Source organism: Curtobacterium sp. 22159, from assembly GCF_052045775.1.
Taxonomy (GTDB): domain Bacteria; phylum Actinomycetota; class Actinomycetes; order Actinomycetales; family Microbacteriaceae; genus Curtobacterium.
The window spans coordinates 142,937-169,746 of sequence record NZ_JBQEPN010000004.1; the positions used below are offsets into that span (position 1 = coordinate 142,937).

At 69.6% G+C, this 26,810-nt stretch carries 21 protein-coding genes; 15 read left to right on the plus strand and 6 right to left on the minus strand.

The features are described from left to right. Positions 1 to 12 precede the first annotated feature (12 nt). The 5 genes from ACTJKO_RS06455 to ACTJKO_RS06475 form a co-directional block, all read right to left on the minus strand. Positions 13 to 708 carry a CGNR zinc finger domain-containing protein gene (locus ACTJKO_RS06455; protein WP_440686882.1) on the minus strand — a complete coding sequence of 232 codons (696 nt, stop codon included), beginning with the start codon at positions 706 to 708 and terminating at the stop codon, positions 13 to 15. 47 nt (positions 709 to 755) lie between these two features. Beyond that, on the minus strand, positions 756 to 1,232 hold the full coding sequence (locus ACTJKO_RS06460; RefSeq protein ID WP_440686883.1) for a SprT-like domain-containing protein: 477 nt from the start codon (positions 1,230 to 1,232) through the stop codon (positions 756 to 758). After that, positions 1,229 to 2,068, minus strand: coding sequence for a hypothetical protein (locus tag ACTJKO_RS06465; RefSeq protein ID WP_440686885.1), 840 nt, complete (start codon positions 2,066 to 2,068; stop codon positions 1,229 to 1,231). The genes ACTJKO_RS06460 and ACTJKO_RS06465 overlap by 4 nt, the downstream gene beginning before the upstream one ends. Positions 2,069 to 2,123: 55 nt before the next feature. Next, on the minus strand, positions 2,124 to 2,819 hold the full coding sequence (locus ACTJKO_RS06470; RefSeq protein WP_440686887.1) for a hypothetical protein: 696 nt from the start codon (positions 2,817 to 2,819) through the stop codon (positions 2,124 to 2,126). A 101-nt stretch (positions 2,820 to 2,920) separates the two neighbouring features. Continuing rightward, complete coding sequence (locus ACTJKO_RS06475) at positions 2,921 to 3,763, minus strand: spermidine synthase (protein ID WP_440686889.1); 843 nt, start codon at positions 3,761 to 3,763, stop codon at positions 2,921 to 2,923. 132 nt (positions 3,764 to 3,895) lie between these two features. Between ACTJKO_RS06475 and ACTJKO_RS06480 the strand changes: the two genes are divergently transcribed. From ACTJKO_RS06480 to rpoC, 6 genes are all read left to right on the plus strand, one after another. Further along, positions 3,896 to 4,405 carry a hypothetical protein gene (locus ACTJKO_RS06480; RefSeq protein WP_440686891.1) on the plus strand — a complete coding sequence of 170 codons (510 nt, stop codon included), beginning with the start codon at positions 3,896 to 3,898 and terminating at the stop codon, positions 4,403 to 4,405. After that, positions 4,402 to 5,595 carry a sensor histidine kinase gene (locus tag ACTJKO_RS06485; RefSeq protein WP_440686893.1) on the plus strand — a complete coding sequence of 398 codons (1,194 nt, stop codon included), beginning with the start codon at positions 4,402 to 4,404 and terminating at the stop codon, positions 5,593 to 5,595. Before ACTJKO_RS06480 ends, ACTJKO_RS06485 begins: the two co-directional genes overlap by 4 nt. Beyond that, a complete protein-coding gene (locus ACTJKO_RS06490; RefSeq protein WP_440686895.1) occupies positions 5,592 to 6,242 on the plus strand; it encodes a response regulator transcription factor in 651 nt (216 codons plus the stop codon). The genes ACTJKO_RS06485 and ACTJKO_RS06490 overlap by 4 nt, the downstream gene beginning before the upstream one ends. A gap of 341 nt (positions 6,243 to 6,583) precedes the next feature. Then, complete coding sequence (locus ACTJKO_RS06495; protein ID WP_440686897.1) at positions 6,584 to 7,123, plus strand: hypothetical protein; 540 nt, start codon at positions 6,584 to 6,586, stop codon at positions 7,121 to 7,123. Positions 7,124 to 7,523: 400 nt separating this feature from the next. Beyond that, complete coding sequence (gene rpoB, locus ACTJKO_RS06500; RefSeq protein ID WP_440686899.1) at positions 7,524 to 11,012, plus strand: DNA-directed RNA polymerase subunit beta; 3,489 nt, start codon at positions 7,524 to 7,526, stop codon at positions 11,010 to 11,012. Positions 11,013 to 11,054: 42 nt separating this feature from the next. Continuing rightward, complete coding sequence (rpoC, locus tag ACTJKO_RS06505; protein ID WP_440686901.1) at positions 11,055 to 14,936, plus strand: DNA-directed RNA polymerase subunit beta'; 3,882 nt, start codon at positions 11,055 to 11,057, stop codon at positions 14,934 to 14,936. A gap of 135 nt (positions 14,937 to 15,071) precedes the next feature. On the opposite strand, the gene ACTJKO_RS06510 is transcribed toward rpoC, so the two are convergent. Then, a complete protein-coding gene (locus tag ACTJKO_RS06510; protein WP_440686903.1) occupies positions 15,072 to 15,437 on the minus strand; it encodes a VOC family protein in 366 nt (121 codons plus the stop codon). Between the two features lie 81 nt (positions 15,438 to 15,518). On the opposite strand from ACTJKO_RS06510, the gene ACTJKO_RS06515 reads away from it, so the two are divergent. The 9 genes from ACTJKO_RS06515 to ACTJKO_RS06555 all read left to right on the plus strand — a co-directional run bounded on the left by ACTJKO_RS06515 (position 15,519) and on the right by ACTJKO_RS06555 (position 26,802). Further along, a complete protein-coding gene (locus ACTJKO_RS06515) occupies positions 15,519 to 16,541 on the plus strand; it encodes a GNAT family N-acetyltransferase (RefSeq protein WP_440686905.1) in 1,023 nt (340 codons plus the stop codon). A gap of 181 nt (positions 16,542 to 16,722) precedes the next feature. Further along, positions 16,723 to 18,393 (plus strand): GspE/PulE family protein, encoded by a 1,671-nt coding sequence (locus ACTJKO_RS06520; RefSeq protein ID WP_440686907.1) that lies wholly within the window; start codon positions 16,723 to 16,725, stop codon positions 18,391 to 18,393. A gap of 16 nt (positions 18,394 to 18,409) precedes the next feature. After that, positions 18,410 to 20,083 carry a type IV pilus twitching motility protein PilT gene (locus tag ACTJKO_RS06525; RefSeq protein ID WP_440686909.1) on the plus strand — a complete coding sequence of 558 codons (1,674 nt, stop codon included), beginning with the start codon at positions 18,410 to 18,412 and terminating at the stop codon, positions 20,081 to 20,083. Continuing rightward, on the plus strand, positions 20,083 to 21,306 hold the full coding sequence (locus ACTJKO_RS06530; protein WP_440686911.1) for a type II secretion system F family protein: 1,224 nt from the start codon (positions 20,083 to 20,085) through the stop codon (positions 21,304 to 21,306). The genes ACTJKO_RS06525 and ACTJKO_RS06530 overlap by 1 nt, the downstream gene beginning before the upstream one ends. Before the next feature lie 197 nt (positions 21,307 to 21,503). Further along, complete coding sequence (locus ACTJKO_RS06535) at positions 21,504 to 21,953, plus strand: type II secretion system protein (protein WP_440686913.1); 450 nt, start codon at positions 21,504 to 21,506, stop codon at positions 21,951 to 21,953. A gap of 88 nt (positions 21,954 to 22,041) precedes the next feature. After that, on the plus strand, positions 22,042 to 23,418 hold the full coding sequence (locus ACTJKO_RS06540; protein ID WP_440686915.1) for a prepilin-type N-terminal cleavage/methylation domain-containing protein: 1,377 nt from the start codon (positions 22,042 to 22,044) through the stop codon (positions 23,416 to 23,418). Continuing rightward, on the plus strand, positions 23,415 to 24,122 hold the full coding sequence (locus ACTJKO_RS06545; RefSeq protein ID WP_440686917.1) for a PulJ/GspJ family protein: 708 nt from the start codon (positions 23,415 to 23,417) through the stop codon (positions 24,120 to 24,122). Before ACTJKO_RS06540 ends, ACTJKO_RS06545 begins: the two co-directional genes overlap by 4 nt. After that, on the plus strand, positions 24,119 to 25,963 hold the full coding sequence (locus ACTJKO_RS06550; protein WP_440686919.1) for a hypothetical protein: 1,845 nt from the start codon (positions 24,119 to 24,121) through the stop codon (positions 25,961 to 25,963). Before ACTJKO_RS06545 ends, ACTJKO_RS06550 begins: the two co-directional genes overlap by 4 nt. Further along, on the plus strand, positions 25,960 to 26,802 hold the full coding sequence (locus ACTJKO_RS06555) for a prepilin peptidase (protein WP_440686921.1): 843 nt from the start codon (positions 25,960 to 25,962) through the stop codon (positions 26,800 to 26,802). The genes ACTJKO_RS06550 and ACTJKO_RS06555 overlap by 4 nt, the downstream gene beginning before the upstream one ends. Positions 26,803 to 26,810: the final 8 nt, after the last annotated feature.

Sequence of the window (26,810 nt, forward strand, 5' to 3'; positions counted from 1 at the left end):
TTTCGGAATGGTTCAGACCGCGGCGCGTCGCGCGCGGTGCGCCCGCACCTTCGCGCGGTTCCCGCAGCGCTGCATCGAGCACCACCGCCGGGTGCCGCCCCGCGACGAGTCGTAGAACACCAGCCCGCAGTCCTCGGCGGAGCACCGGCTCAGCCGGGTGGGCTGGCCGTCCGCGGCGACGTCGTCGAAGCCGACCTCGGTGAACAGTGCGACGGCGTCACGGGCGACGCTCGAGAGCGCCTGGGCGAGCCGGACACGGTTCGCTCCCGCCCGGCGGCGGCCACCCGGGAGGCTCGGCGGCACGTCCGGCAGGGCAGCGAACAGGTTGACGGTGTCGATGTCGTCGGGCGCGGGGCGCGTGCGGCCGGTCCCGGCGCGCAGGCCCGCCGCCACCGCCGTCCGGTCCGCCGCGGTCGAGGCCGGACCGGGAGCCGCGGCGACCGCGAGCCGGGCGATCGCCGCGCGGAGGGCGCGGGCGTCCTGGAGCTCGCGCGCGGTCGCTCCGACGTCGATCGGCTCGGTGTGGTCGCTCAGCCACTCGTCGAGGTCCGCCGGGGTCGCGAGCAGCTCACCGAGCTGCGCGCGCGGGCGTCGACCGTCGGGGTCGTCGGCGAACCCACCGGTGTGCGCGAAGTCGAGGGCGATCCGTCCGGCGTCGAAGAACCACGTGGAACCGGTGTCCGTGCGGATGTGCTGCCCCGTGTGCATCCGCCCAGGCTAACGGGTCACCGGCGCGCCTCCGAGCGCGCGGGCCGTCATGCGCTAGCGCGAGGCGCGGCAGCGGGGCGACGGTCCCACGTGATGACGTTCCGGGCGTCGAACCGCCTGGAGCACACCGCACACGCGAGCGGCCGGGTCGGCGTGCGGTACCGGAAGTGCTCGTGGCCCGCCGGGCAGGTGCCGATCCACGGTGCGAGTTCGCTCGCGACGGGGCCGTCGTACAACCGCGAGCCGGTGTACCCGATGCCCGCTGCCGTGCGGCGCCAGGCCGGACCGTGCCCCGCTCGGGGTCCGGCGAGTGCGTGTGCGATCTCGTGCAGGAGCACCTGGTCGACGTCGTCGTCCGAGATGCGCACGGCCAGGTGCCGACTCACGGTGATGCGCCGACGTGCGAAGTCGCACTGCCCCGCCCGGGTCTTGGCGTGGTCGAAGCCGAACGACCACGCGGGATCGGCCAGGTGGGCGGCCATGAGGTGCTCGGCCCGCGCGCGGACCGCCTCGAGCGAGGTCACTGCTCGTCGTCGCCCGGTTCGTCCCGTCCGGCCTGGCCCTTCCGGGCAGCACGCGTGGCGATGCGACCCCAGAGGTCGTCGGCCTCGGTGCGGGCGGCGTCCGGTGCACCGAGCACGCGCCGGCGTCGCGGGGGCGTCTGCGTCGCCGGCTCCGGGGCACGCTCCACCGGCTCGTCCTCCGTGGCGCGTCGGGCGGCGATCTCCCGCGCAGTGCGGGGCTTCTCCTCTGCCTTCGGCTGCGCGACCGAGGCGCGGAGGGCGGCCTCGACGGCGGTGCTGAGCGCCTCGGTGCGTTCCGACGGTGCTCCGGCCTTCCGGAACGCCTGGTAGGCACGGGACAGCGCCGACCGTGCCTCGTCGAACCGGGAGAGCTCGAACAGCGACCAGCCCTCCAGCTCGGCGGCAGCGCCCTCGAGCTCCGGCCACTCCTCGGTCCGGGCGGTGTCGCGGGCGAGACCGGCCTCGGTGGCGGCGCGCTCGTACCGGCCGAGGTCGTGCAGGACGTGGGCGCGGCGGATGCGCGCCGCGACCTTGTCCGAACGCTCACCCGTGAACATCGTCAGCCGGAAGACCTCCTCTGCGATCACGAGCGACTCGTCCAACCGCCCGAGCAGGCGGAGGAGTTCGGCGCGTTCCGCGAGGGCGTCGGTGCTGCGGCTCTGCCCGAGGTCGCGGAGGCGCTGCTGCACGGCCTCGGCGTCGACCGCGGGACGCAGACTGATGGGCGCGAACGTGCTGCCGGGGCTCACACCGGCGGTCACGGGCGCCGCATGACGGGGCTCCCGGCCACGGTCGGTGCGGTCGGGCTGCTGGCGGTCGTCGGGCGGGAGGGACATCGGTTCGAGGGTAACCGCGTCGACCCGGGAGCGAGCGGTGCCACGCGCACGGGGGTCAGTGCGTCCCGCTCGCGGCTCCCGCGACGGCGACACCGGTGTAGGTGACGAAGGTGGCGATCGTGGCGACCACGGCGAGGACGATCGCGAAGACGCCCCACCCGCGGCCGCGCTTCGTCGCGATCGCGATGATGCCCTGCACGATCGCCCACAGCCCGAGGATCGCGGCGATGCCGACCACGAGGGCGCCGGTACCGACCTTCGACATCGCCGCCGGGTCCTCCATCAGCTGCCGTTGCAGTTCCTGCTGGTCCGGGGTGGCGGTGCTGCCGCCCTGCACCAGGCCGTCGAGCGCACCGCTGCCCGCGAGCGCCGAGCCGATGAGGTAGCCACCGACGACACCGACCACGAGCGAGAGGACACCGAGGACGAACGCGATCACCCCGAGGGTCTTCTTCCGCGCCGGCGGTTCCTGGTAGCCCTGCCACGTCGGAGCACCGGCACCGGCGGGCGCCGCTGCCGCCGCGTACGGGTGCCGCGTCGGTCGCTGCTCCCCCCAGGACGGTGCGCCGTGCTCGCCCCACGACGGTGCCGCGTGCTCGCCGTACTGCGGCGTCGAGGTCGGCGCCGGGTCCACCCGCTCCCCGTAACGGGGCTCGTCCGCAGCGGGGGCCTGCTGCTGCGGCGCCTCGCCCCACTCCGGCACCCGGCCGTCGCCGGTCCGGTCCTCGTTGCTCCGGTCGTCGTTCGTCATCAGGGGATCCCCTCGTTCGATCGCGCAGCGGTCCTGCAGCGCCCATCCTGGCAGGCGGTCCGGCTGCGCGCACGGGACGGGCGGACGCCGCCGGTGCGGGATCAGCCGCCGAAGACGCTCCGGTTCGGCTCCGGTGACGCCACCGCCGTCTGGTCCGTGACGATCGGTGCGCCAGCGATGAACGCCCGGAGCTCGGCCCCGTGCACGACCTTCGCCGGCATCGGGTCCGACGAGTACCGCCGGGGCATGTCCGCCACGGGCAGGTCCGTCGGGGAGCCCAGCAGCACGATGTTCCCGAACCGCCGACCCTTGAGCATCCCGGTGTCCGCGACCGCCGCCACCGACGGCAGCACGGCCTGCAGGGTCGCCGCCTGGCCGCGCGCGAACGCCAGCCCGGCCCCGTCCGCGACGTTCACCGCGACGATGCCGGTCGGCGACAGGAAGGACGCCACCGACCGGTAGAACTCGATGCTCGTCACGTGCGCCGGGATCTGTGATCCGCCGAACACGTCGACGACGGCGAGGTCGACCGTCCCGCGGAGTCCGGCGGGCAACTTCTCGAGCACGGCACGGGCGTCCCCGTACCGCACCCGGATCGAGGCGCCGCGGGGGAACGGCAGTGCGTCCCGGACGTGGTCGACGAGGTCTCGTTCCAGCTCGATCACCTGTTGCCGTGACCCGGGCCGCGTCACGGCGACGTAGCGGGGGAGCGTCAGGGCCCCGGCGCCGAGGTGCAGCGCCGTCACGGGCCCGGGCGGCAGCAGATCGATGGCGTGGCCGATGCGACGGATGTACTCGAACGCCAGGTGCGTCGGGTCGTCGAGGTCGACGTGCGACTGCGGCGTGCCGTCCACCACGAGCGTGTACGACCCCGGCCGGTGCCGGTCCGGCTCCACGACCGCGTAGCCCGCACCGATCCGGAACCCGTCGAACGCATCTGCCATGGCCCCCATGGAACACCACGTGCGATCACCACCCGTGCCACCACCCGTGGTTGGTGTGCGCGCGGACGCCGTCGAACGAGGCTGGTCCCACCGGTCGGGAAGGCCCCGCCGGCCTCCTCGAAAGGCACGCACATGTCGGTCCAGCTCGTCGCGAACATCCTCATCGGCATCGCGCTCGTCGTGTTCCTCGGCTACCGCCAGGCGACCTGGCAGTACCTCGACCCGACCCGCATCTGGCGGACCCCGGTCATCATGGCGATCGTCGGCGTGGTCGTCCTCGCACAGACGGCCGCCACCATCACCACCACCGACGTCGTGTTCCTCGGCATCGAGGCGCTCATCACGATCGCCGTCGGCCTGACCATGGGGCGCATCACCCGCTTCCGGACCGTCGGCACCCCGGACAGCAAGGGCCGGACGCTCCAGTCCCGCACCGGACTGCTCGGCGCCGTGCTCTGGATCGTCCTCCTCGCCGTCCGTGTCGGACTCGACGTCCTCGGCGGCCACCTCGGCGCCCACCTGCTCACCTCGACGGGCACGATCCTGCTCGTCCTGGCGCTGAACCGTGCCGCCCGCGCCGTCGTCCTCGACCAGCGCATCCCCCGCGGCGACCGGCGGACCCGCGGCATGATGGTCCGGTGACCCTGCTGACCGGCCAGGACCCGACCGACCTCACCGGAGGTCGGTCGCGTTCGGGTGCCGCGTGGGGCCTCAACGCCCTGGGCATCGCGATCGTCGGGTTCTGGTTCGTGAAGAACGGCCTCGCGCTGCACCACCCGGCGTGGGTGTGGGTGCTCGGGGCGGTGGCGCTCGCCGCGTGGGCGGCCCGCGAGTTCGGCCGGACGACGCGCGTGCTCGTCGTCGCCGGTGTCGTGATGGTCGCCGCCGGCGCCCTGACGGTGGTCCCGACGGTCTCGCTCATGATCGTGCCCGTCATCGTCGGGATCGTCCTGATCGGCGCGAACCTGCGGGCGCCGGTGTGGGCCTCGTCGGTCGCCGCCCTCGGTGCCGTCGTGGTGATCGCCGCGTCCGCGTGGATCGACGGCGTCTCGGTGCAGTTCGTCCTCGGCACCGCCGGGGGACTGGTCATGGGCGTCCTCATCGGCTTCAGCCGTCGCCAGTTCCGGGTCGCCGCGGTGCGGGCGCGTGAGGCCGAGGAGGAGCAGCAGCGAGCCCGGCTCCTCGCCGACCGGTCCCGTGCGGCCCGCGACATCCACGACGTCCTCGCGCACTCACTCGGCGGCCTCGTGCTGCAGCTCGACGCCGTCGAGGCCCTGCTGGAGGCGGGGCGCGTCGACGAGGCACGGAAGCGCGCGGGCGACGCCCGCACCCTCGCGGCCGACGGACTCGCCGAGGCACGGCGAGCCGTGCACGCCCTACGGGACGACCCGGAGACCGACGTGCGCAGCGCGCCGGAGGTGGTCCGTCCCTCCCGTCCGTCCACCGAGCCGTCGACCGGCCTGGCGGCCCTCGTCGAAGCGCACCGCTCGTTCGGCGGCGAGATCGTGACGCAGGGGGACACCGCGCTCACCGCACTCGACGCGTCCCACCGGGACGCCGTGGTCCAGGTGGTCCGGGAGGCGCTGAGCAACGCCCGCAGGCACGCCCCGGCCGCGGGCGTGACCCTGTCCGTCATCCGGGACGGCGACGCCGTGGACGTCGTCGTCGCGAACCCGTTGTCGGGCGGCGGGCACGGCCTGCTCGGGATGCGCGAGCGCTTCGACGAACTCGGCAGCGGTGCGACGGTCGAGGCGGAGCGGTCCGACGACGAGTTCGTCGTGGCGATGCACCTGCCGGTCGATCCGGCCCACGCGGCGGAGGAGTCGTCGTGACGATCCGCGTGCTCGTCGTCGACGACCAGGCGATCGTCCGGGACGGGCTGGTCACGGTGCTCTCGCTCGTGCCGGACCTCGAGGTGGTCGGTGAGGCGTCCGACGGCGCCGAGGCGGTCGACGCGGTCGCCCGTGAAGCTCCCGACGTCGTCCTGATGGACCTCCGGATGCCCGGCGTGGACGGCCCCACCGCGACCGCGCAGATCACGGCGGCCCACCCCCGCGTCGCCGTCCTCGTGCTCACGACCTACGCGGACGACGAGTCGATCGTCACCGCCCTGCGCGCCGGGGCCCGGGGCTACCTCACGAAGGACGCCGGCCGCGGCGAGATCGCCACGGCCATCCGTGCCGTCGCCTCCGGCCAGTCCACGTTCGACGCGACCGTCGGGGCGCGGCTCGTGGCACAGCTCGCCGCCGGGCGGCCCGACGCGGCACCCGCTCCCGCCGTCGGACTGCGGGACCGGTTCCCCGACCTCACGCCGCGCGAGGCTGACGTGCTGGAGCGCATCGCCGAGGGTCGGTCGAACCCCGAGATCGCCGCCGAGCTCTTCCTGACGGTGCCGACCGTGAAGTCGTACGTGAACCAGGTGTTCACGAAGCTGGGCGTCCGTTCCCGCGCGGAGGCCGTCGCACTCGTCCTGCGCTGAACCCGGCGGGCGCTCCCGGTGGGCGCACCGGCCCGATGAATGCGTACACATGGACGACCAGCGGACGTCAAGGGTCGTCGCCTACCGTTCACCGGGTCGTCACCTCGGTGCGTCGAGTCGCGCAGTGCCCCACACCCGCGCTTCCGCACCCTGCTCGTGACCGCGGCGTGTCCGCCCGGCGACCCCGCCACCGGAGCGTGTGCGCGTCGTCGGCGTGCCCGAGTCACCCTGCTCGCCCGCGTCGCCCGTGACCGATCCTCCACGGTCATTGAACACATTGCGTGCGCTATGTAAAATATGAGTGCAGCAGACCGGACCACGAATCCGCAGGAGCCGACCACATGACCGACACGATGAGCCTCCCGACCACCCTGATCACGGCGACCCGACCCGCACCGACGACCCGCGCCTCCCGGCCGTCGAACGGCGCGGTGCCGCTGCACGCGGACGGCGAGCACGCACCGGGCTGGATGCGCGTCGTCGGCGCCGTGCTCCTGGTCGGTGGGCTCGGACTCACCGCAGCCGTGCTCGGCTGGCCGGGGAACGGACCGGAGGCGGCGTTGCTCGTGCCCGGTCTCGTCGGCGTCGCGGTCGGCGTCCTGCTCCTCGTCGCCCGGACCGGGTTCACCGTGACGGACACGCACGTCGTCCTGCACTTCCGTCCGCTCCCTCCGCGGCGCATCGCCCGTCGGTGCATCGCAGCCGTCCGTCTCGTCGAGGCGGACGCGTCGACCTACGGCGGGATCGGCCTCCGGGTCGGGCACGGCGTGCGCGCGCTGATCCTCACGCCCGGGCTGGGGATCGAGTTCACCGACGACCGCGGGCGTGTGACCTTCGTCCGGACCCGGCAGCCCGAGGAAGCGTTCCGCGCCCTGCGCTGACGCCGGGGTGCGGCGCCCCGAGCGCCGTCCGACGCGCCGTGGAAGCGGGGTCACCGGCGGGAACACCAGGTCGGTCCACGGGCTTATACACGTCACTGCCGAATTCGGTCAAGCCAGGACTGGACATCCGCGACGAGCCCGACCTATGATGGCAGTTCGCGCTCCCTGGCATCCGTGTCGTCATATTGCGGTCGACGCAACGTTCATCATGAACGAGCCCTGGTGAGGCCGGTCCCGTATATGTCGGCGGGGCCCGTCCACCCAGATCATCGCACACGTGCTCAGCTCACCGGCCGTCACGTGATCGCGTGTCCTCGAGGGGTGCGCCGAGCGATCAATCCACTCACCTACGTGCTGCTCGTCAGTACCGGCCCGACGGGGCCTACCGGAGGTCACACCCTTGGCTGCTGCGCCCAACGCATCCACCAACCCCAAGAACGGTCGCAACCACTCGCGACTCTCGTTCGCCAAGATCACGGACACCCTCACGGTTCCGGATCTGCTCGCCCTCCAGACGGAGAGCTTCGACTGGCTCGTCGGCAACGACGTCTGGAAGGCCCGCCTCGCCGAAGGACAGGAGCAGGGTCGCACCGACCTCGCGCTGCACTCCGGGCTCGAGGAGATCTTCGAGGAGATCTCCCCGATCGAGGACCTCGGCGAGACCATGCAGCTCGGCTTCACGTCGCCGGAGCTCGAGGACCCGAAGTACTCGATCGACGAGTGCAAGGAGCGTGGCAAGACCTACGCCGCCCCGCTCTACGTCAACGCCGAGTTCATGAACCACATGACCGGTGAGATCAAGACGCAGACCGTCTTCATGGGCGACTTCCCGCTCATGACCGAGCGCGGCACCTTCATCATCAACGGCACCGAGCGCGTCGTCGTCTCGCAGCTCGTCCGCTCGCCGGGCGTCTACTTCGAGCGCCAGCAGGAGAAGACGTCCGACAAGGACATCTACTCCGCCCGCGTCATCCCCTCGCGTGGTGCCTGGCTCGAGTTCGAGATCGACAAGCGCGACCAGGTGGGCGTGCGCATCGACCGCAAGCGCAAGCAGTCCGTCACGGTCTTCCTCAAGGCCCTCGGCCTGACCAGCGAGGAGATCCTCGACGAGTTCAAGGGCTTCGCCTCGATCGAGTCGACCCTCGAGAAGGACGCCATCCTCACCAAGGAAGAGGCGCTCAAGGACATCTACCGCAAGCTCCGTCCGGGCGAGCAGGTCGCTGCCGAGGCCGCGCGTGCGCTCCTCGACAACTTCTACTTCAACCCGAAGCGCTACGACCTGGCGAAGGTGGGCCGGTACAAGCTCAACCGCAAGCTCGGCATCGACGCGCCGCTGACCGACTCGGTGCTGACCGTCCAGGACATCGTCGCGACGATCAAGTACCTGGTGTCGCTGCACGCCGAGAAGACCACCATCGACGGCGTCCGCGACGGCGAGCCCGTCCAGCTCCGCCTCGACGTGGACGACATCGACCACTTCGGCAACCGTCGCATCCGCGCCGTCGGCGAGCTCATCCAGAACCAGGTCCGCACGGGTCTGTCCCGCATGGAGCGCGTCGTCCGCGAGCGCATGACCACGCAGGACATCGAGGCCATCACGCCGCAGACGCTCATCAACGTGCGTCCGGTCGTCGCCGCGATCAAGGAGTTCTTCGGGACCTCCCAGCTGTCGCAGTTCATGGACCAGAACAACCCGCTCGCGGGTCTGACGCACAAGCGTCGCCTGTCGGCCCTCGGCCCGGGTGGTCTGTCCCGTGAGCGTGCCGGCGTCGAGGTCCGCGACGTCCACCCGTCGCACTACGGCCGCATGTGCCCGATCGAGACCCCGGAAGGCCCGAACATCGGTCTGATCGGCTCGCTCGCGTCCTTCGGTCGGATCAACTCCTTCGGCTTCATCGAGACCCCGTACCGTCGCGTCGTCAACGGTCAGGTCACGACGAACATCGACTACCTCACCGCGTCGGAAGAGGACGACTTCGTCGTCGCGCAGGCGAACGCCCCGCTGACCGACGACTTCCACTTCGCGGACGACAAGGTCCTCGTCCGGAAGAAGGGCGGCGAGGTCGAGCTCGTCGGCAAGGACGAGGTCGACTACATGGACGTCTCCCCGCGCCAGATGGTGTCGGTCGCGACGTCGCTCATCCCGTTCCTCGAGCACGACGACGCGAACCGCGCCCTCATGGGTGCGAACATGCAGCGCCAGGCCGTCCCGCTCCTCCGCTCCGAGTCGCCGCTCGTCGGCACCGGCATGGAGGGCTACACGGCCATCGACGCCGGCGACGTCGTCACCGCCGACAAGGCCGGTGTGGTCTCCGAGGTCTCGGCCGACGCCGTGACCCTGCAGCTCGACGAGGGCGGCACGCAGACCTACTACCTGCGCAAGTTCGACCGCTCGAACCAGGGCACGAGCTACAACCACCGCGTGATCGTCAACGCCGGTGAGCGTGTGGAGCAGGGCGAGGTCATCGCCGACGGCCCCGCGACGGAGAACGGCGAGCTCGCGCTCGGCAAGAACCTCCTCGTCGCGTTCATGCCGTGGGAGGGCTACAACTACGAGGACGCGATGATCCTGTCGCAGAACCTCGTGAAGGACGACACGCTCTCCTCGATCCACATCGAGGAGTACGAGGTCGACGCCCGCGACACCAAGCTCGGCAAGGAGGAGATCACCCGCGACCTCCCGAACGTCAGCCCGGACCTCCTGGCCGACCTCGACGAGCGCGGCATCATCCGCATCGGCGCCGAGGTCCGCCCCGGCGACATCCTGGTCGGCAAGGTCACGCCGAAGGGCGAGACCGAGCTCTCCGCCGAGGAGCGCCTGCTCCGCGCGATCTTCAACGAGAAGTCGCGCGAGGTGCGCGACACCTCGCTCAAGGTGCCGCACGGTGAAGAGGGCACGATCATCGGCGTCAAGGTGTTCGACGCGCAGGACGGCGACGACGAGCTCGGCTCGGGCGTCAACCAGCGCGTGGTCGTCTACATCGCCCAGAAGCGCAAGATCACCGCGGGCGACAAGCTCGCCGGTCGTCACGGCAACAAGGGCGTCATCTCGACGATCCTGCCGGTCGAGGACATGCCGTTCCTCGCCGACGGCACTCCGGTCGACATCGTGCTGAACCCGCTCGGCGTCCCCGGCCGCATGAACTTCGGCCAGGTCCTCGAGATCCACCTCGGGTGGCTCGCGAAGCAGGGCTGGAACGTCGAGGGCATCCAGGAGTGGGCGTCCGCCCTCCCCGAGGCCGCCCGCCACGCGGAGCCGGGCACGAAGGTCGCCACCCCGGTGTTCGACGGTGCGTACGAGCGCGAGATCGAGGGGCTCCTCGACTCCACGCTGCCGAACCGCGACGGTGAGCGCCTGATCGGTTCGTCCGGCAAGGCGCAGCTCTTCGACGGCCGCTCGGGTGAGCCGTTCCCGGAGCCCGTCTCGGTCGGCTACATGTACATCCTCAAGCTGCACCACCTGGTTGACGACAAGATCCACGCCCGTTCGACCGGTCCGTACTCGATGATCACGCAGCAGCCGCTGGGTGGTAAGGCGCAGTTCGGTGGACAGCGCTTCGGTGAGATGGAGGTGTGGGCGCTCGAGGCGTACGGCGCCGCCTACGCCCTCCAGGAGCTCCTGACGATCAAGTCCGACGACATCCTCGGCCGTGTGAAGGTCTACGAGGCGATCGTCAAGGGCGAGAACATCCAGGAGCCGGGCATCCCGGAGTCGTTCAAGGTCCTCATGAAGGAGATGCAGTCGCTCTGCCTGAACGTCGAGGTCCTCTCGGCCGACGGCCAGGCGGTCAGCCTCCGCGACACGGACGACGAGGTCTTCCGTGCCGCCGAAGAGCTCGGCATCAACATCTCCTCGCGGTTCGAGTCGTCGTCCGTCGACGACATCTGATCCCGCCCGTACTCGTAACGAATCCAGCTAGAGAGAAGAACATTGCTCGAAGCAACTTCATTTGACGCACTGCGGATCGGTCTCGCAACGGCCGAGGACATCCGCCAGTGGTCGTACGGCGAGGTCAAGAAGCCGGAGACCATCAACTACCGCACCCTCAAGCCCGAGAAGGACGGTCTGTTCGGCGAGCAGATCTTCGGTCCGTCCCGCGACTGGGAGTGCGCCTGCGGCAAGTACAAGCGTGTCCGGTTCAAGGGCATCGTCTGCGAGCGCTGCGGCGTCGAGGTCACCAAGTCCTCGGTCCGCCGTGAGCGCATGGGCCACATCGAGCTCGCCGCGCCCGTCACGCACATCTGGTACTTCAAGGGCGTCCCGTCGCGCCTCGGTTACCTCCTCGACATGGCGCCGAAGGACCTCGAGAAGGTCATCTACTTCGCGGCGTACATGATCATCGACATCGATGAAGAGGGCCGTCACGCCGACATGCCCGGTCTCGAGAACGAGATGCGCCTCGAGATCAAGAACCTCGAGGGGCAGCGCGACTCGATCATCGCCGACCGCCTCAAGAAGCTCGAGGACGACCTCGCAGCGCTCGAGGAAGAGGGCGCCAAGGCCGACGTCAAGCGCCGCACCAAGGACACCGCCGAGAAGGAGATGTCCCAGGTCCGCAAGTCGTTCGACGAGGACATCACCCGCCTCGAGCGCGTGTGGGAGGACTTCCGCAACCTCAAGGTGGGCGACCTCAAGCCCGAGGACGCCGTCTTCCACGAGCTCCAGGACCGCTTCGGGATCTACTTCGACGCCTACATGGGCGCCGAGGCGATCAAGCTGCGTCTCGAGGCGTTCGACCTGACCGCCGAGGCCGAGGCGCTGCGCCTGCAGATCGCCGAGGGCAAGGGCCAGAAGAAGATCCGCGCGATCAAGCGTCTCCGCGTCGTCAGCTCCTTCCTCGCCACCGGCAACTCGCCGGCCGCGATGGTGCTCGACGTCGTGCCGGTCATCCCGCCGGAGCTCCGCCCGATGGTGCAGCTCGACGGTGGTCGCTTCGCCACGAGTGACCTCAACGACCTCTACCGTCGTGTGATCAACCGCAACAACCGTCTCCGCCGCCTGCTCGACCTCGGTGCCCCCGAGATCATCGTGAACAACGAGAAGCGCATGCTGCAGGAAGCGGTCGACGCGCTGTTCGACAACGGCCGTCGTGGTCGTCCGGTCACGGGTACCGGCAACCGCGCCCTGAAGTCCCTGAGCGACATGCTCAAGGGCAAGCAGGGTCGTTTCCGCCAGAACCTGCTCGGCAAGCGCGTCGACTACTCGGGCCGTTCGGTCATCATCGTCGGCCCGCAGCTGAAGCTGCACCAGTGCGGTCTGCCCAAGCAGATGGCGCTGGAGCTCTTCAAGCCGTTCGTGATCAAGCGCCTCATCGACCTGTCGCACGCGCAGAACATCAAGTCGGCCAAGCGCATGGTCGAGCGTTCGCGTCCGCAGGTGTGGGACGTGCTCGAGGAGATCATCCGCGAGCGCCCCGTGCTGCTGAACCGTGCGCCGACGCTGCACCGTCTCGGCATCCAGGCGTTCGAGCCGCAGCTCGTCGAGGGCAAGGCCATCCAGCTCCACCCGCTCGTGTGTGCTGCGTTCAACGCGGACTTCGACGGTGACCAGATGGCCGTGCACCTGCCGCTGTCGGTCGAGGCCCAGGCCGAGGCCCGCATCCTGATGCTCGCGTCGAACAACATCCTCAAGCCGTCCGACGGCCGTCCGGTGACCCTGCCCGCACAGGACATGATCATCGGTCTGCACCACCTCACGACCGTCCGCGAGGGCGCCGTGGGTGAGGGTCGTGCGTTCTCCTCCGTCGCCGAGGCCATCCTCGCGAAGGACCAGAACACGCTGCACCTCAACGCGCTCGTGAAGATCCGCATGTCCGACGTGTACTTCGCCGAGGGCGAGGCGCCGGAGGGCTACGTGCAGGGCGAGCCGGTGCTGGTCGAGACCACCCTCGGTCGCGCGCTCTTCAACGAGACCCTCCCGGCGGACTACCCGTTCGTCCAGAAGGTCGCCGACAAGGGCACGCTCTCCGCGATCGTCAACGACCTCGCCGAGCGCTACTCCAAGACCGAGACGGCCGCTGCGCTGGACCGGATCAAGGACGCGGGCTTCTACTGGGGCACGCGCTCCGGTGTGACCGTGGCGCTCTCCGACGTCGTGACGCCTCCTCGCAAGAAGGAGATCATCGCGGGCTACGAGGCGCAGGCCGCCAAGGTGCAGGGCGAGTTCGACAAGGGTCTGATCACCGACGCGGAGCGCCGCGCCGACCTGATCAAGATCTGGACCGAGGCCACGAACGAGATCGCGCAGGAGATGCGCGACAACTTCCCGGTCGACAACACCATCAACCGCATGGTCTCGTCGGGTGCTCGTGGTAACTGGCTGCAGGTGCGCAACATCGCCGGTATGCGTGGTCTGGTGAACAACCCGAAGGGTGAGATCATCGCCCGCCCGATCATCAACTCCTACCGCGAGGGCCTGACCGTGGCGGAGTACTTCATCGCCACGCACGGCGCCCGGAAGGGTCTGGCGGACACGGCCCTCCGTACCGCCGACTCGGGCTACCTGACCCGTCGTCTCGTCGACGTGTCGCAGGACGTCATCATCCGTGAGGACGACTGCGGCACGAGCCGGGGCCTCGAGCTCCCGATCGCCACGGTCGGTGCGGACGGCAAGCTCGTCCGCGACCCGCGCGTCGAGAACACCGTGTACTCCCGCACCCTGGCTACCCCGGCCGTGGACGCGCAGGGCACGGTCGTCGCCGAGGCCGGCGAGGACGTCGGTGACGTCCTCATCGACAAGCTGATCGCGGCCGCCGTCGAGAGCATCAAGGTGCGCTCGGTCCTGACCTGCGAGTCGAGCGTCGGTGTCTGCGCGAAGTGCTACGGCCGGTCGCTCGCCACGGGCAACCTCGTCGACATCGGCGAGGCGGTCGGCATCATCGCCGCCCAGTCCATCGGTGAGCCCGGTACCCAGCTGACGATGCGTACCTTCCACACGGGTGGTTCGGCGTCCGCGGACGACATCACCCAGGGTCTGCCGCGTGTCACCGAGCTGTTCGAGGCGCGCACCCCGAAGGGCGCGTCCCCGATCGCCGAGGCCCCCGGCCGCGTCACGATCGAGGACACCGACAAGGGTCGTCGCATCATCCTCACGCCGGACAACGGCGACGAGCCGTTCATCTACCCGGTGCTCAAGCGTGCGACCCTCCTCATCGAGGACGGCCAGCACGTCGAGCTCGGCGAGCAGTTCATCGCCGGCACGGTCGACCCGAAGGAGGTCCTCCGGGTCAAGGGTGTGCGCGAGGTCCAGAAGCACCTCGTCAACGGTGTGCAGGACGTGTACGGCTCGCAGGGCGTGCCGATCCACGACAAGCACATCGAGGTCATCGTGCGCCAGATGCTCCGCAAGGTCACCGTCGTCGACCACGGCGACACCGACCTGCTCCCGGGCGAGCTCGTGGACCGTTCGCGGTACAACGAGCTCAACCGTGCGGCGCTGCAGGAGGGTCGCAAGACCGCTTCCGCTCGCCAGGAGGTCATGGGCATCACCAAGGCGTCCCTCGCGACCGAGTCGTGGCTGTCCGCCGCGTCCTTCCAGGAGACCACCCGCGTCCTCACGCAGGCGGCCATGGAGGGCAAGCAGGACCACCTCGTCGGCCTCAAGGAGAACGTCATCATCGGTAAGCTCATCCCCGCCGGGACGGGCCTCAGCCGGTACCGCGACGTGGACGTGAACGCGACCGAGGAAGCGAAGGCGGAGCGGTACCCGAACCGCATCTTCGCGGACGACTCGTCGTTCTCGGACGCCGACCTGAGCTTCGTCGACTTCGACAGCTTCTCGTCGGACGACTTCACGCCGGGCACCTACAACTGAGCCTGAGCTGACGCACGAAGGGCCCCGCATCCGTCAGGATGCGGGGCCCTTCGCCGTTGCGGCGCGCGTTCGCGACGGCGAGCCGGACTGGAGGCGCGGTGCCGGCCGGCCGTGTGGGCCCAGTCGGTCAGGTGGTCACGCGGTGCGGCCCTTCTCGTCCACCAGGGAGAACAGGCTGAGCACGTTGCCGTCGGGGTCGCGGACGTCGAACCAGTCGATCGCCCCGTCGACGCATTCGACGGGGCCGATGTCGATGCCGAGTGCGCCGATGCGCGCGTGCTGCGCGGCGACGTCGTCGACGCCGAACCGGAGCGTCACCGGGTTGTCCTCGGCGTGCTCGTCCTCGTAGAGCTGGATCCAGATGCCGCCGACCTCGTACTCGGCGATGCCGTCCTCCGGCTCGAGGTCGGGTTCGGCGCGTTCGAACACGGCGCCGTACCAGAGGCAGGACGCCTCGATGTCGGTGACGGGCAGCCCCACGGTCACACTCGTGATGTCCATGACTCATCATGTCCCGGCGCAGCCCGACACGTCGAGCACTTTCCGGTGGGCGACGGCCGCGGGGACTGGCAGGCTGGTCGGATGGCGACGCTGCGCGAACGGATCACTGCCCCCGCCCACCTCGAACCGCCGACGTCCGTGGGCGGCCTGACGTTCCGGTCGGGCACGCTCGAGGACATCGAGGCAGTGCACGCCGTGGCGGTGGCGGCCGCCGCGGTGGACGATCCGCACGCTCGTCCGTCCACATCGGACTTCGAACGAACGTTGTCCACGGAAGGGCTCGACGTCGCTCGGGACACCATCGTCGGCGTCGATGCTGAGGGGCATGTGCAGGCCTACGGCATCGTCATCGACGTCCCGTCCCGGGTCACCGCCGCGCGGGCGGTGCTGGACGGGGCCGTGCACCCGGCGCTGCGCGGACGCGGCATCGGTCGCCGCGTGCTCGCGTGGCAGGTCGGTCGGGCACGACAGCGTCTGGCCACGCTCGACCTCGACCTGCCCGCGACGATCGAGGTCGGGGCACCGCGGGGTTCCGGTGCGCTCGCGCTCGCGGCGCACTCCGGGTTCGAGCCGGTGCGGAACTGGGTCGACATGGAGGTGGTCCTCGACGGCCGGACCGACGTCGTGGCGCCGGCGCTGCCCGACGGACACGTCGTGCGAGCGACGAGCGTCGACGACATCGAGGCGTTGCGCGTCGCCAAGAACGACGCCTTCCGTGACCACTGGGGGTCGCAGCCGATGGTCGCGTCCGACTGGCGTGGGTTCCTCACCGCGCCGACGAGCCGCCCGGACCTCGGCCGCGTCGTGCTCGACGCCGACGGCGAGATCGTCGCGTTCGCGATCGTCGAGGTCGACCCGGACGCCTTCGCCGCCCGCGGCCGGTCGTACGGCTACGTGCACTGGGTCGGCGTGGTGCGAGCCGCGCGCGGGCGGGGACTCGCGCCGATCGTCCTCGACGCCGCGCTGCGGGCGATCCGGGCCGCGGGGCTGTCCGCTGCGGTGCTGCACGTCGACGCGGAGAACCCGAGCGGCGCCGGGCGCATCTACGAGCGCCTCGGCTTCGTCGCCGGTCCCGTGCACGTCACCGCTTCGACGTCCCTCTGACGAGGGTCCGGACGGTCGCCGGTACCCGCGGGTACCCCTGCACTGGGGCCACGGAACACCCCGTCGCCCCCTCGTTGTGGGACTGCGGTGGCCGATCCGCGCGGACGTAGCGTGGTCGGGCGTCGAACCCCTGCGGCGCCCCACACGTTCCGCGCGCGACCCGAAGGAGGCTCCGCAGCACATGGCCACGCTGTCCGAGATCCTCATCCTCAACGGAGCACTGCCGATCGAGCACCTCGACTCGATGACCGGCGACGAGGAGATCGACGACCGGTCGATCCGGTCCCTCGTCGACCAGGGCGTCGTGAGCGAGGCGCAGTACATCACCGCACGCGCCGCGTCGAACAACTCGAAGACCGTGCCGCTGACGGACTACCCCGTCGACGGCACCGCCGTGTCGATGCTGCCCGCGGCGCTCTGCCGGCGCCACGGGGTGCTCGGCGTCGGGTTCGAGGGCGACGTGCTCGTCCTCGCGATGGTGAACCCGACGAACGTGCTGGCGATCGACGACGCCCGCACCGCCTCCGGCCGCCCCGTGAAGCCGCTGCAGGTCGAGGAGCGGGACCTCGCCGCGGCGCTCGACCGGTACCTGCGTGCCGACGACGAGCTCAACGACCTGACCTCCTCGCTCGAGGAGGAAGCCGCCGCACAGGCACAGCAGCAGGCCGACCTGACCGACGGCTCGCTCGACGACGTGCCGATCGTCCGGTTCGTGAACCTCCTGGTGTCCCAGGCGATCCAGGACCACGCGTCCGACATCCACATCGAGCCGGGCGAGCACGAGGTCCGCGTGCGCTACCGCATCGACGGCGTGCTGCACGAGATGGCACCGGCGCCGAAGAACATCCAGAACGGCGTGATCAGCCGTCTGAAGATCATGAGCGACATCGACATCGCCGAGCGTCGCAAGCCGCAGGACGGCCGCATGTCCGTGCGTCACGGCGGGCGGCAGATCGACCTCCGCGTCGCGACCCTCCCCACCGTGTGGGGCGAGAAGGTCGTCATGCGGATCCTCGACAACACGAACACGTCGATGTCGCTCAAGGACCTCAACCTCCTCGAGCAGAACTTCGAGGCGTACCAGCGCTCCTACTCGAAGCCCTACGGGATGATCCTCGTCACCGGCCCGACCGGGTCCGGCAAGTCGACGACGCTGTACACGACGCTCAACGCGGTCGCCCGTCCGGAGATCAACGTCATCACCGTCGAGGACCCGGTCGAGTACCGGATGGCCGGCATCAACCAGGTGCAGGTCAACCCGAAGGCCGGGCTCACGTTCGCCTCCGCGCTGCGCTCGATCCTCCGGTCCGACCCGGACGTCGTGCTCCTCGGCGAGATCCGTGACCACGAGACCGCGCAGATCGCGATCGAAGCCTCCCTCACCGGGCACCTCGTGCTCTCCACGCTGCACACCAACGACGCGCCATCGGCCGTGACCCGCCTGACCGAGATGGACATCGAACCGTTCCTCGTCGGGTCCGCGCTCGACTCGGTCGTCGCTCAGCGCCTCGCCCGTCGGCTCTGCGACCGCTGCAAGGCACCCGCGCAGTACTCGCCCGCGCAGCTCGCCGCACTCGGCTTCATCCCGTCCGAGGACGCCGTCGTCCCCGAGTTCTTCGGCCCGGTCGGGTGCGCGGTCTGCTCGAACACCGGGTACCGCGGCCGCATCGCCCTGCACGAGGTGATGACCGTCACCGAGGAGATCGAGCGTCTCGCCGTCTCGCGGGCGTCGAGCGCCGAGATCGGCCGTGTCGCCCAGCAGCAGGGCATGCTCACCCTCCGCCAGGACGGCTGGGAGAAGGTCCGGCTCGGCATGACGAGCATCGACGAGATCCTGCGCGTGGTCGCGTAGCCGTGGGAGTGGAACGATGACCGATTCCGTCTACGACATCTCCGTGCCCGGTGACGAGCCCGTCGCCGGGTGGCACCCGGGACGCCCCGGCAACGAGGTGGGTGGCCGCCGCGCCGCACGGCTCGCGGCCGCTGCTGCTCAGCACCCCACGTCGCCGCCCGCGGAGGCACGGAGCGCATCCGCCTCGGCCGGTCCCGTCCACGACCTGTCGGCCGACGTCGCGTGGCCGACACCGGTCGGCAGCGGTGCGTCCGTCACCGCTCCCGCGGCGACCGGGGCGGGCTGGCCGGCGCCGTCCGGCGAGCCCGTCGCCGTGCCGGTCGCGCAACCGCAGGCCGCCCCCGCGACACCGCCCGCCGCCGTCCCGCCGTCGACCGCGTCCTACGGGTACGCCGACGCCGTCACCCAGCGCGTGCCGGTCGTGCCCGCGGAGCCGACCACGATCCTCCAGTCCGTCCCCGGCACCACCCACACGGCGACCACCCGCACGCCGGCGCCCGTGGGCCACGACGAGATCAACTTCACCCGGCACGCACGCGAGGTCGCCGACCCGGACCTCGTCACCGCGCTCGCGCAGGTCGTCTACCAGGGCGCGTCCGACCTCCACCTCACGGCCGACGCCGCGCCCACCGTGCGGGTCGACGGGTCGCTCCGGCCCGCGGTTCCCGGCGGTCCCTGGGCCCGCAACAAGGTCATCGCCGCGCTCAAGACCCTGCTCACCGTCGAACAGGCCGGACAGTTCGACCACGAGCAGGAACTCGACTTCGCCTACTCGCTGTCGCCCGAGTACCGCTTCCGCGTGAACTACTACCAGCAGCGCGGCAACTGGGGTGCGGCCTTCCGCATCATCCCCACGAAGATCAAGACGCTCAAGCAGCTCGGCATCCCCGCGCACGTGGGGGAGTTCGCCAAGCTGCCCCGCGGGCTCGTGCTCGTCACCGGCCCGACCGGCTCCGGCAAGTCGACCACGCTCGCCGCGCTCATCGACCTCGTCAACGAGACCCGCGCCGACCACATCGTGACCGTCGAGGACCCGATCGAGTTCATGCACGACCACAAGAAGGCGATCATCAACCAGCGCGAGGTCGGCGCGGACACGCACTCGTTCGCGGCCGCCCTCAAGCACGTGCTCCGGCAGGACCCCGACGTCATCCTCATCGGTGAGCTCCGCGACCTCGAGACGATCTCCGTCGCCCTGACCGCCGCCGAGACCGGCCACCTCGTGTTCGCCACGCTGCACACCCAGAGCGCCCCGGGCACCATCGACCGCGTCATCGACGTCTTCCCGCCCCACCAGCAGGGACAGATCCGGACGCAGCTGGCGTCGACGCTCGAGGGTGTCGTCTGTCAGACGCTCGTGCCGAAGGCGAACGGTTCGGGGCGCGTCGTGTCCACCGAGATCATGAAGACCACGCCCGCGATCGGCAACCTCATCCGTGAGGGCAAGACCTACCAGATCACCTCCGCGATGCAGGCCGGGCGCGACCTGGGCATGCACACCATGGACCAGGACCTCGCCGAACTCGTCAACGTCGGCACCATCACCCGTCGCGCGGCGATGGAGAAGGTGCACGACCTCGAGGGGTTCGACCGGCTCGTGCAGCGCGTCGAGTCGCCGTCGGACTCGTCGGCGGATGCGATCGCCGCGTCCGAGATCGACTTCGGTGACAAGTACTCGGGAGGGCACTGATGTCGCTCGCGTTCGACTACCGGGGGCGTGACGGGGCGGGGAAGCTCGTCAAGGGACGGCTCGATGCGGCATCCGAAGGCGCTGTCGTCCAGCGGTTGCGGGGGATGGGCGTCTCACCGATCGCAATCACCGAGGCGAAGCCCGGCACCGGGCTGCAGACCGAGATCAAGATCCCCGGGTTCGAGAAGGGGGTCGGGCTCAAGGACCTGGCGATCATGTCGCGGCAGGCGTCGACGATGCTCTCGTCCGGCCTGTCGCTGCTCCGCGCGCTCACGATCCTGGCCGATCAGACCGAGAGCAAGAAGCTCAAGGAGATCCTCGGCAAGGTCCGCGACGAGGTCGAACGCGGCGTCTCCTTCTCCGACGCGGTCGCGAAGTACCCCGTCGACTTCCCGCCGATCATGATCAACATGATCCGCGCGGGAGAGACGGGCGGCTTCCTCGACAAGGCGATGGACTCGATCGCGACGAACTTCGAGAAGGAGCACAAGCTCCGGTCGACCATCAAGTCGGCGATGACGTACCCGGTCGTGGTGCTCGTGATGTCGCTCCTCGCCGTCGTGATCATGCTCGTGTTCATCGTGCCGATCTTCCAGAGCATGTTCGAGTCCCTCGGAGGCCAGCTTCCGCTGCCCACGATGATGCTCGTGTGGATGTCGCACGCGATGGTCTACATCGGGCCCGTCCTCGCCGCGGCGATCATCGTCGGATGGTTCTGGTGGCGGACGAACAAGAACTCCGACCGGGTCAGAGGGGCGATCGATCCCGTCAAGCTGCGGCTGCCCGTCTTCGGGCAGCTCAACCGGAAGATCGTGATGGCACGGTTCGCGCGGAACCTGTCGAACATGATCGGCGCCGGCGTTCCCATCCTCGAAGCGCTGCAGATCGCCGGGCAGGTGTCGAACAACATCGTCGTCGAGAACGCATTGCAGCGCGTCTCGGAATCCGTTCGGAAAGGCGAATCCATCGCGGCCGGCTTGGAACGCGAAACAGTCTTCCCGACGATGGTCTCGCAGATGATCGCAGTCGGCGAGGACGCCGGTTCGATGGAATTGATGCTGGAACGCATCGCAGTGTTCTACGACAATGAAGTGGAAGCTTCCACCGAGGCATTGACGTCATTGATCGAGCCGCTGCTGATCGGTTTCCTCGGGGTCGTGGTGGGCGGCATGATCGTGGCGCTCTACCTGCCGATCTTCCAGATCTCCTCGCTGGTCAAGTAGTCCCTCGACGCCCGGCGGCCACCCCTGCTCGGGGGTGGCTGTACCGATTTCCACCCCCGGTACTGGGGGCATTTCGCACCCCGGATCACCCCCGTTCTCGGGATTATGCCCGGAATGTGCCCTGAATACGCTTGGCAGCGGCGGCAGAGCAAGCCCCGAACACCCACCGATTACATTCCTGGAAGAATGGAACCACCATGTACTTCGCGCTCATGGGCAAGCTGAACGCTCGCCGCAAGGGTCTCGTCGAGGAAAAGGAGAAGGGCTTCACGCTCATCGAACTCCTCGTCGTCGTGATCATCATCGGCATCCTCGCCGCCATCGCCATCCCGGTGTACCTCGGTATCACGAACAACGCCAAGGACAGCTCGGCGAAGTCGGACATCACGAACTGGAAGACGGCCGTGATCGCCATTCAGTCCAACAGCGGGTCGCTTCCGGCATCGCAGACGATCACCCGGAACAGCTCCGGTGTGGCGACGACGATCCCCGCGACGCTCAAGTCGAACGGTGCGTCGATCAGCGACAACACCAGCTCGCTGACGTACACGCTCACGGGTACCTCGTTCTGCATCCAGGCGACGAGCACCGCGAACAACACGTTCCACCTCACCGACACCGAGGGTGTGTCCTCGGGAGCCTGCTGACCTGACCCGATCCGGGACGACGGGCCGTGACCGAGTCACGGCCCGTCGTCGCACCTCCTCCGTCCGCCGCGCTCCAGAGAGGCTGAGCATGCTGCTGCGCATCGTCGACCGCCTCCGCGCGGCTCGCGAGTCCGACGAGGGCTTCTCGATCATCGAGGTGATGGTCGCGATGACCGTCTTCGCCATGATCGCCGCCGGCGTCGCAGCGGGCATCGTGTCGACGATGTACCTCACGCAGGACAACCGTTCCCGTGAGGCGGCGCTGAACCTCGCGAACCAGACGCTCGACGCCGCGCGCAGCACCAAGGACGTCTTCACGCTGGACGACGACACCTCGTCCCAGCGGGTGGGCAACCAGGACTACACGATCAAGCAGACCACGAACTGGATCAACTCCGACGGCTCGGACAACTCCTGCGGTGCGGGCACCGGCGTGCTCGCCTACAAGCGGGTGTCCGTCACGGTCTCGTGGACGAACGGCACCTCACCGCAGCAGAAGAACGTCGTGCTCGACACCCTCGTCTCGCCGTCGTCTGCGGTCTCGAGCGCCAACGCGTCGACCATCGTGGTCGGGGTCCGGACGGCCACCGGCAGCCCGAACTCCGGTGTGGCCGTCACGATCACGCCTGTCTCGGGCGGCGCCACCAGCCTGTCGAACCCACCCGCGGCCACGGACGCGAACGGGTGCAGCTACGCGGTCGGTGTGACCCCGGGAACCTACACGGTGTCGATCGCGAAGGCGGGCAACATCGACAAGACCGGAGCGGCCACGCCCAGCGCGACCGTGACGACGAACGCCGGCGGTGTCGGCAACGCGAGCTTCCTCTACGACCAGGCGGTCACGGTCACCGCGGGTGGGCCGCTGAACCTGCAGGACGGGTTCTCGGCGAAGCTCCCGACGTCCCTCCCGCTGACGTACGTCCACGACGACACGGTCAAGACGGTCACCACGACGTCGACGACCCTCTTCCCGTACGCGTGGAAGGTGATCGCCGGCGCCTACACGGCGACGTGCACGGACGTCGACCCGACGGCCTGGCCGACCGCGAACAACCTCACGACCGCGCCGAGCATCTTCACCGCGACCGACGGATCGACCCCGGGCTACAACCCGACGACCGCGACAACGGCGACCGCCCGAGCGCCGATGGGCGTCTTCGACGTGAAGATGGGCGGTGCCGACACGGTGCTCGTCGCCACCGTGAAGAACACCTCGGCGGTGACCAACGGCGATCCGGGCTGCAACCCCTCGACGACCTACTCCTTCACCGGCATGTCACCGACGACCGCCACGACCATCGCCCTGCCGTTCGGCACCTGGACGCTCCGCGGCTCCACCTCCCTCGGCGGCCTCCTGAGCTCCAACTCACAGACGGTGGCGGCGAACCCGAACGTGTCGAACGTCAACGTCTCCAAGAGCGGCAACGTCGTGACGCTCGACCCCAGAACGGTGCCGACCTCGTGACCACGGCAGTCGGCAGGCTCGCCCGGAGCGCGCGCACCGACGAGCGGGGCATCACCCTGGTCGAGTTGATCGTCGCGATGAGCCTGTCCCTCATCGTGCTCACGATCGCCGGGTCGTTCCTCGTCGCGTCGCAGAAGGCGTCCGTGACCGCCAGTTCGGTGAGTCAGAACACCCGCGCGGTCTCGGTGGCGATGAACGAGATGGGACGCATGCTGCGAGCGGCGACGGACAACCCGGTGCCCACCGGCGACGACTCGCAGTTCGCCTTCCAGTACGCGAGCGCCACCTCGATCCGGTTCTTCGCCTACGTCAACCTCGATTCGACGCTGTCGCAGCCGGTCGAGGTGCAGCTGACGCTGGACCCGAACACGAAGCGGATCACGGAGACGAAGTGGAACGGGACGGCGGTGCCGGGCAACACGTCCTACTACTCGTTCCCGCTCGGCTCCGGCGCGACGCTCACGACGGCGCCGAGCTCGACCCGCACCCTCGTGTCCTCCGCTGTGAACACCTCCGCCTTCACCTTCAAGGACGGCGCCGGCAACGTGCTCGGATCGCCGACCGCGCCCGTCGCTGCGAGCGACCTCGCCAACATCCGCGCGGTGGGAGTCACCGTGACGGTCGGATCGAGCACGACCGACCAGAACGCGGTGACGTTGACGAACACCGCCAGCATGCCCAACATCGTGATGGGAGCCTCGTGATCCGTCTGCTGCGCGCGGTCCGCTCGCACGACGACGAACGGGGCATCGCCCTCGTCGCCGTCGTCGGCATCGGCACCGTGGTCATGCTGCTCGTCGCCACCATGGTGGCCATCGCGACGTCCGGTGCCCGGGTGACGACGACCGACCGCTCCTGGAACCGCGCGATCGCGGCGGCCTACGCCGGTGTGGCGGACTACCAGTCCCGACTGAACGCGGACAACACCTACGGCAACTACGGGCAGGCCAACGCGCCCTTCAGCGCGTCGACGGGGAGCACCTTCACGAAGGGCACCGGCGGCAATGCTGCCTTCAACTACCAGGCTGGCCAGCCCTGGGTGTCGGTCCCGACCGGCGACGGCACGGCGTCGGACTCGTCCTACCGGTACGCCGTCGACAACAGCAAGCTCTCCTCGCAGGGCGTGATCCGCCTGCAGTCGACGGGGCGGTCGGGAGCGACCACCCGGACCGTGGTGGCGAACGTCCGCCCCGACGGGTTCTCGAACTACCTGTACTTCACGAACTACGAGTCGGGCGACCCCACGGTGACGAACGAGAAGGCCTCCTCGTCCAGCTCGGCACCGTGCACCTCGGCGTACCGTCCGGTCGCGACCTCGACGAGCTGCGACCAGATCCAGTTCGGTTCCGGGGACGTCCTCGAGGGGCCGGTGCGGTCGAACGACCAGCTCAAGGTGTGCGGCGCGCAGTTCAAGAGCACGGTGCAGAGCGTCTACGGTGTCTCGAGCGACGGCTGCACGACCGGTCGCTACGCATCGAACCCGACGACGGCGTCCACCCTGACCCCGCCGGCCACCATCGGGGACCTCCGCGACTACACCCGGTCGGACCTGCCCTCGACGACCAACACCGTCGAGGGCACGGGGTGCTTGTACACCGGGCCGACGAAGATCACGTTCAACGGCGACGGCACCATGACGGTGCGTTCACCGATGACCATCTACACGCAGGTCACGGGTGCGACGCCCACCTCCGGCGCCCAGATCACCGGGTACAACCCGAGCCAGTCGGACGCGGACGCGAAGTGCGGCGCGCCGGCCTCGCTCCGGAGCACGGCCGGCGCTCGAGTGCCGATCCCGAAGAACAACCTCATCTTCGTCCAGAACGAGCCGAGCGCACGGGCCGGGACGGCGCAGGATCCCAACTACTGGGCCGGCAACGCGACGCTCAAGACCGTCGCGACGGCATGCGACGCGACGACGAGAGCGAGCTCGGCCACGACGCTGAAGTCGAACGGCGTGGGCTTCCCGTACGTCGGGTCGTCGTCGAGCAACTCCGAGACCGATCCGACCGCGGGCAGCGGCGTCGGGGTGACCACCCCCTACGGCTGTGACCGTGGAGACGCGTTCGTGCAGGGCACGGTGGACAAGGCGGTGACCATCGCGGCGGAGAACTACCTGTACGTGACGGGCGACATCACCTACCCCTCGACCCGCTCGCCGTCGACCGTGCTCGGCCTGATCGGGCAGCGAGCGGTCTGGGTGTGGAACCCGATCAACTCCAGCAACAGCGCCATCCTCGGGACGAACCGCGAGATCGACGCGGCCATCCTGTCGAACACCGGGACCTTCGTCGTCCAGAACTGGACGCGTGGGCCGTCGAGCGGGCGCGGCACCCTCATCGTCAAGGGGTCGATCGCGCAGAACTTCCGCGGTGCGGTCGGCCTGTCGAGCGGGCAGGGGTACACGAAGGCGTACACGTTCGACTCCAGCCTCGCGACCTACACGCCCCCGAAGTTCCCGCAACCGACCGTCACGACGTACCGCGTCGCGACCCAGGTGGAGTCCAAGACCGCGTACGACGCGAACGGAGCGCCGCTCGCATGACCTCAGCCATGCTGCCCCTCACCGGCTTCGTCGCGCTGTTCGGCATGGTGCTCGGCCTGGCGATCGGCTCGTTCCTCAACGTCGTCGTGTACCGGGTGCCCGCCGGCATGTCCGTGGTGGCACCGCCGTCGGCGTGTCCTCGGTGTGGACGGTCCATCCGCGGACGCGACAACGTGCCGGTGCTCTCCTGGATCCTCCTGCGCGGACGTTGCCGTGACTGCTCGGGGCCGATACCAGCGCGGTACCCGCTCGTCGAGACGGCGACGGCCGTGCTCTTCGTCGTCGTCGCCGTCCGGTTCCTCCCGGCGGCGGGGGCGACCGGGACGGCCCTCGCCGGACACGTCGTCCTGCTCGCCGCGCTCCTCTACCTCATGGCGGTGAGCGTCGCGCTGACCCTCATCGACGTCGACACGCACACGCTGCCGAACCGGATCGTGCTCCCCATGTACCCGGTCCTGGCCGTCCTCCTCACCGTCTCGAGCGCGTTGACGGGGGACTGGACGGCACTCCTGCGCGCGTTCGGAGGGCTCGCCGTGCTCGGCGGGGTGTACCTGCTCCTGGCGCTCGCCGTGCCGCGCGGGATGGGCTTCGGGGACGTCAAGCTCGCGGGCGCGCTCGGTCTGGTGCTCGCGTACCTCGGATGGGGACCCCTCGCTGTGGGTGCTTTCGGTGCGTTCGTCCTCGGAGGTACCTTCGGCATCGTCCTCCTCGCGGTCCGTCGGGCCGGTCGCTCGACCGGGATCCCGTTCGGCCCGTGGATGCTCCTGGGCGCGTGGGTGGGCGCGTTCTCCGGCGGATCGATCTGGGACGCCTACCTCCGAATGCTCGGCCTCGCGTGATGACCGTG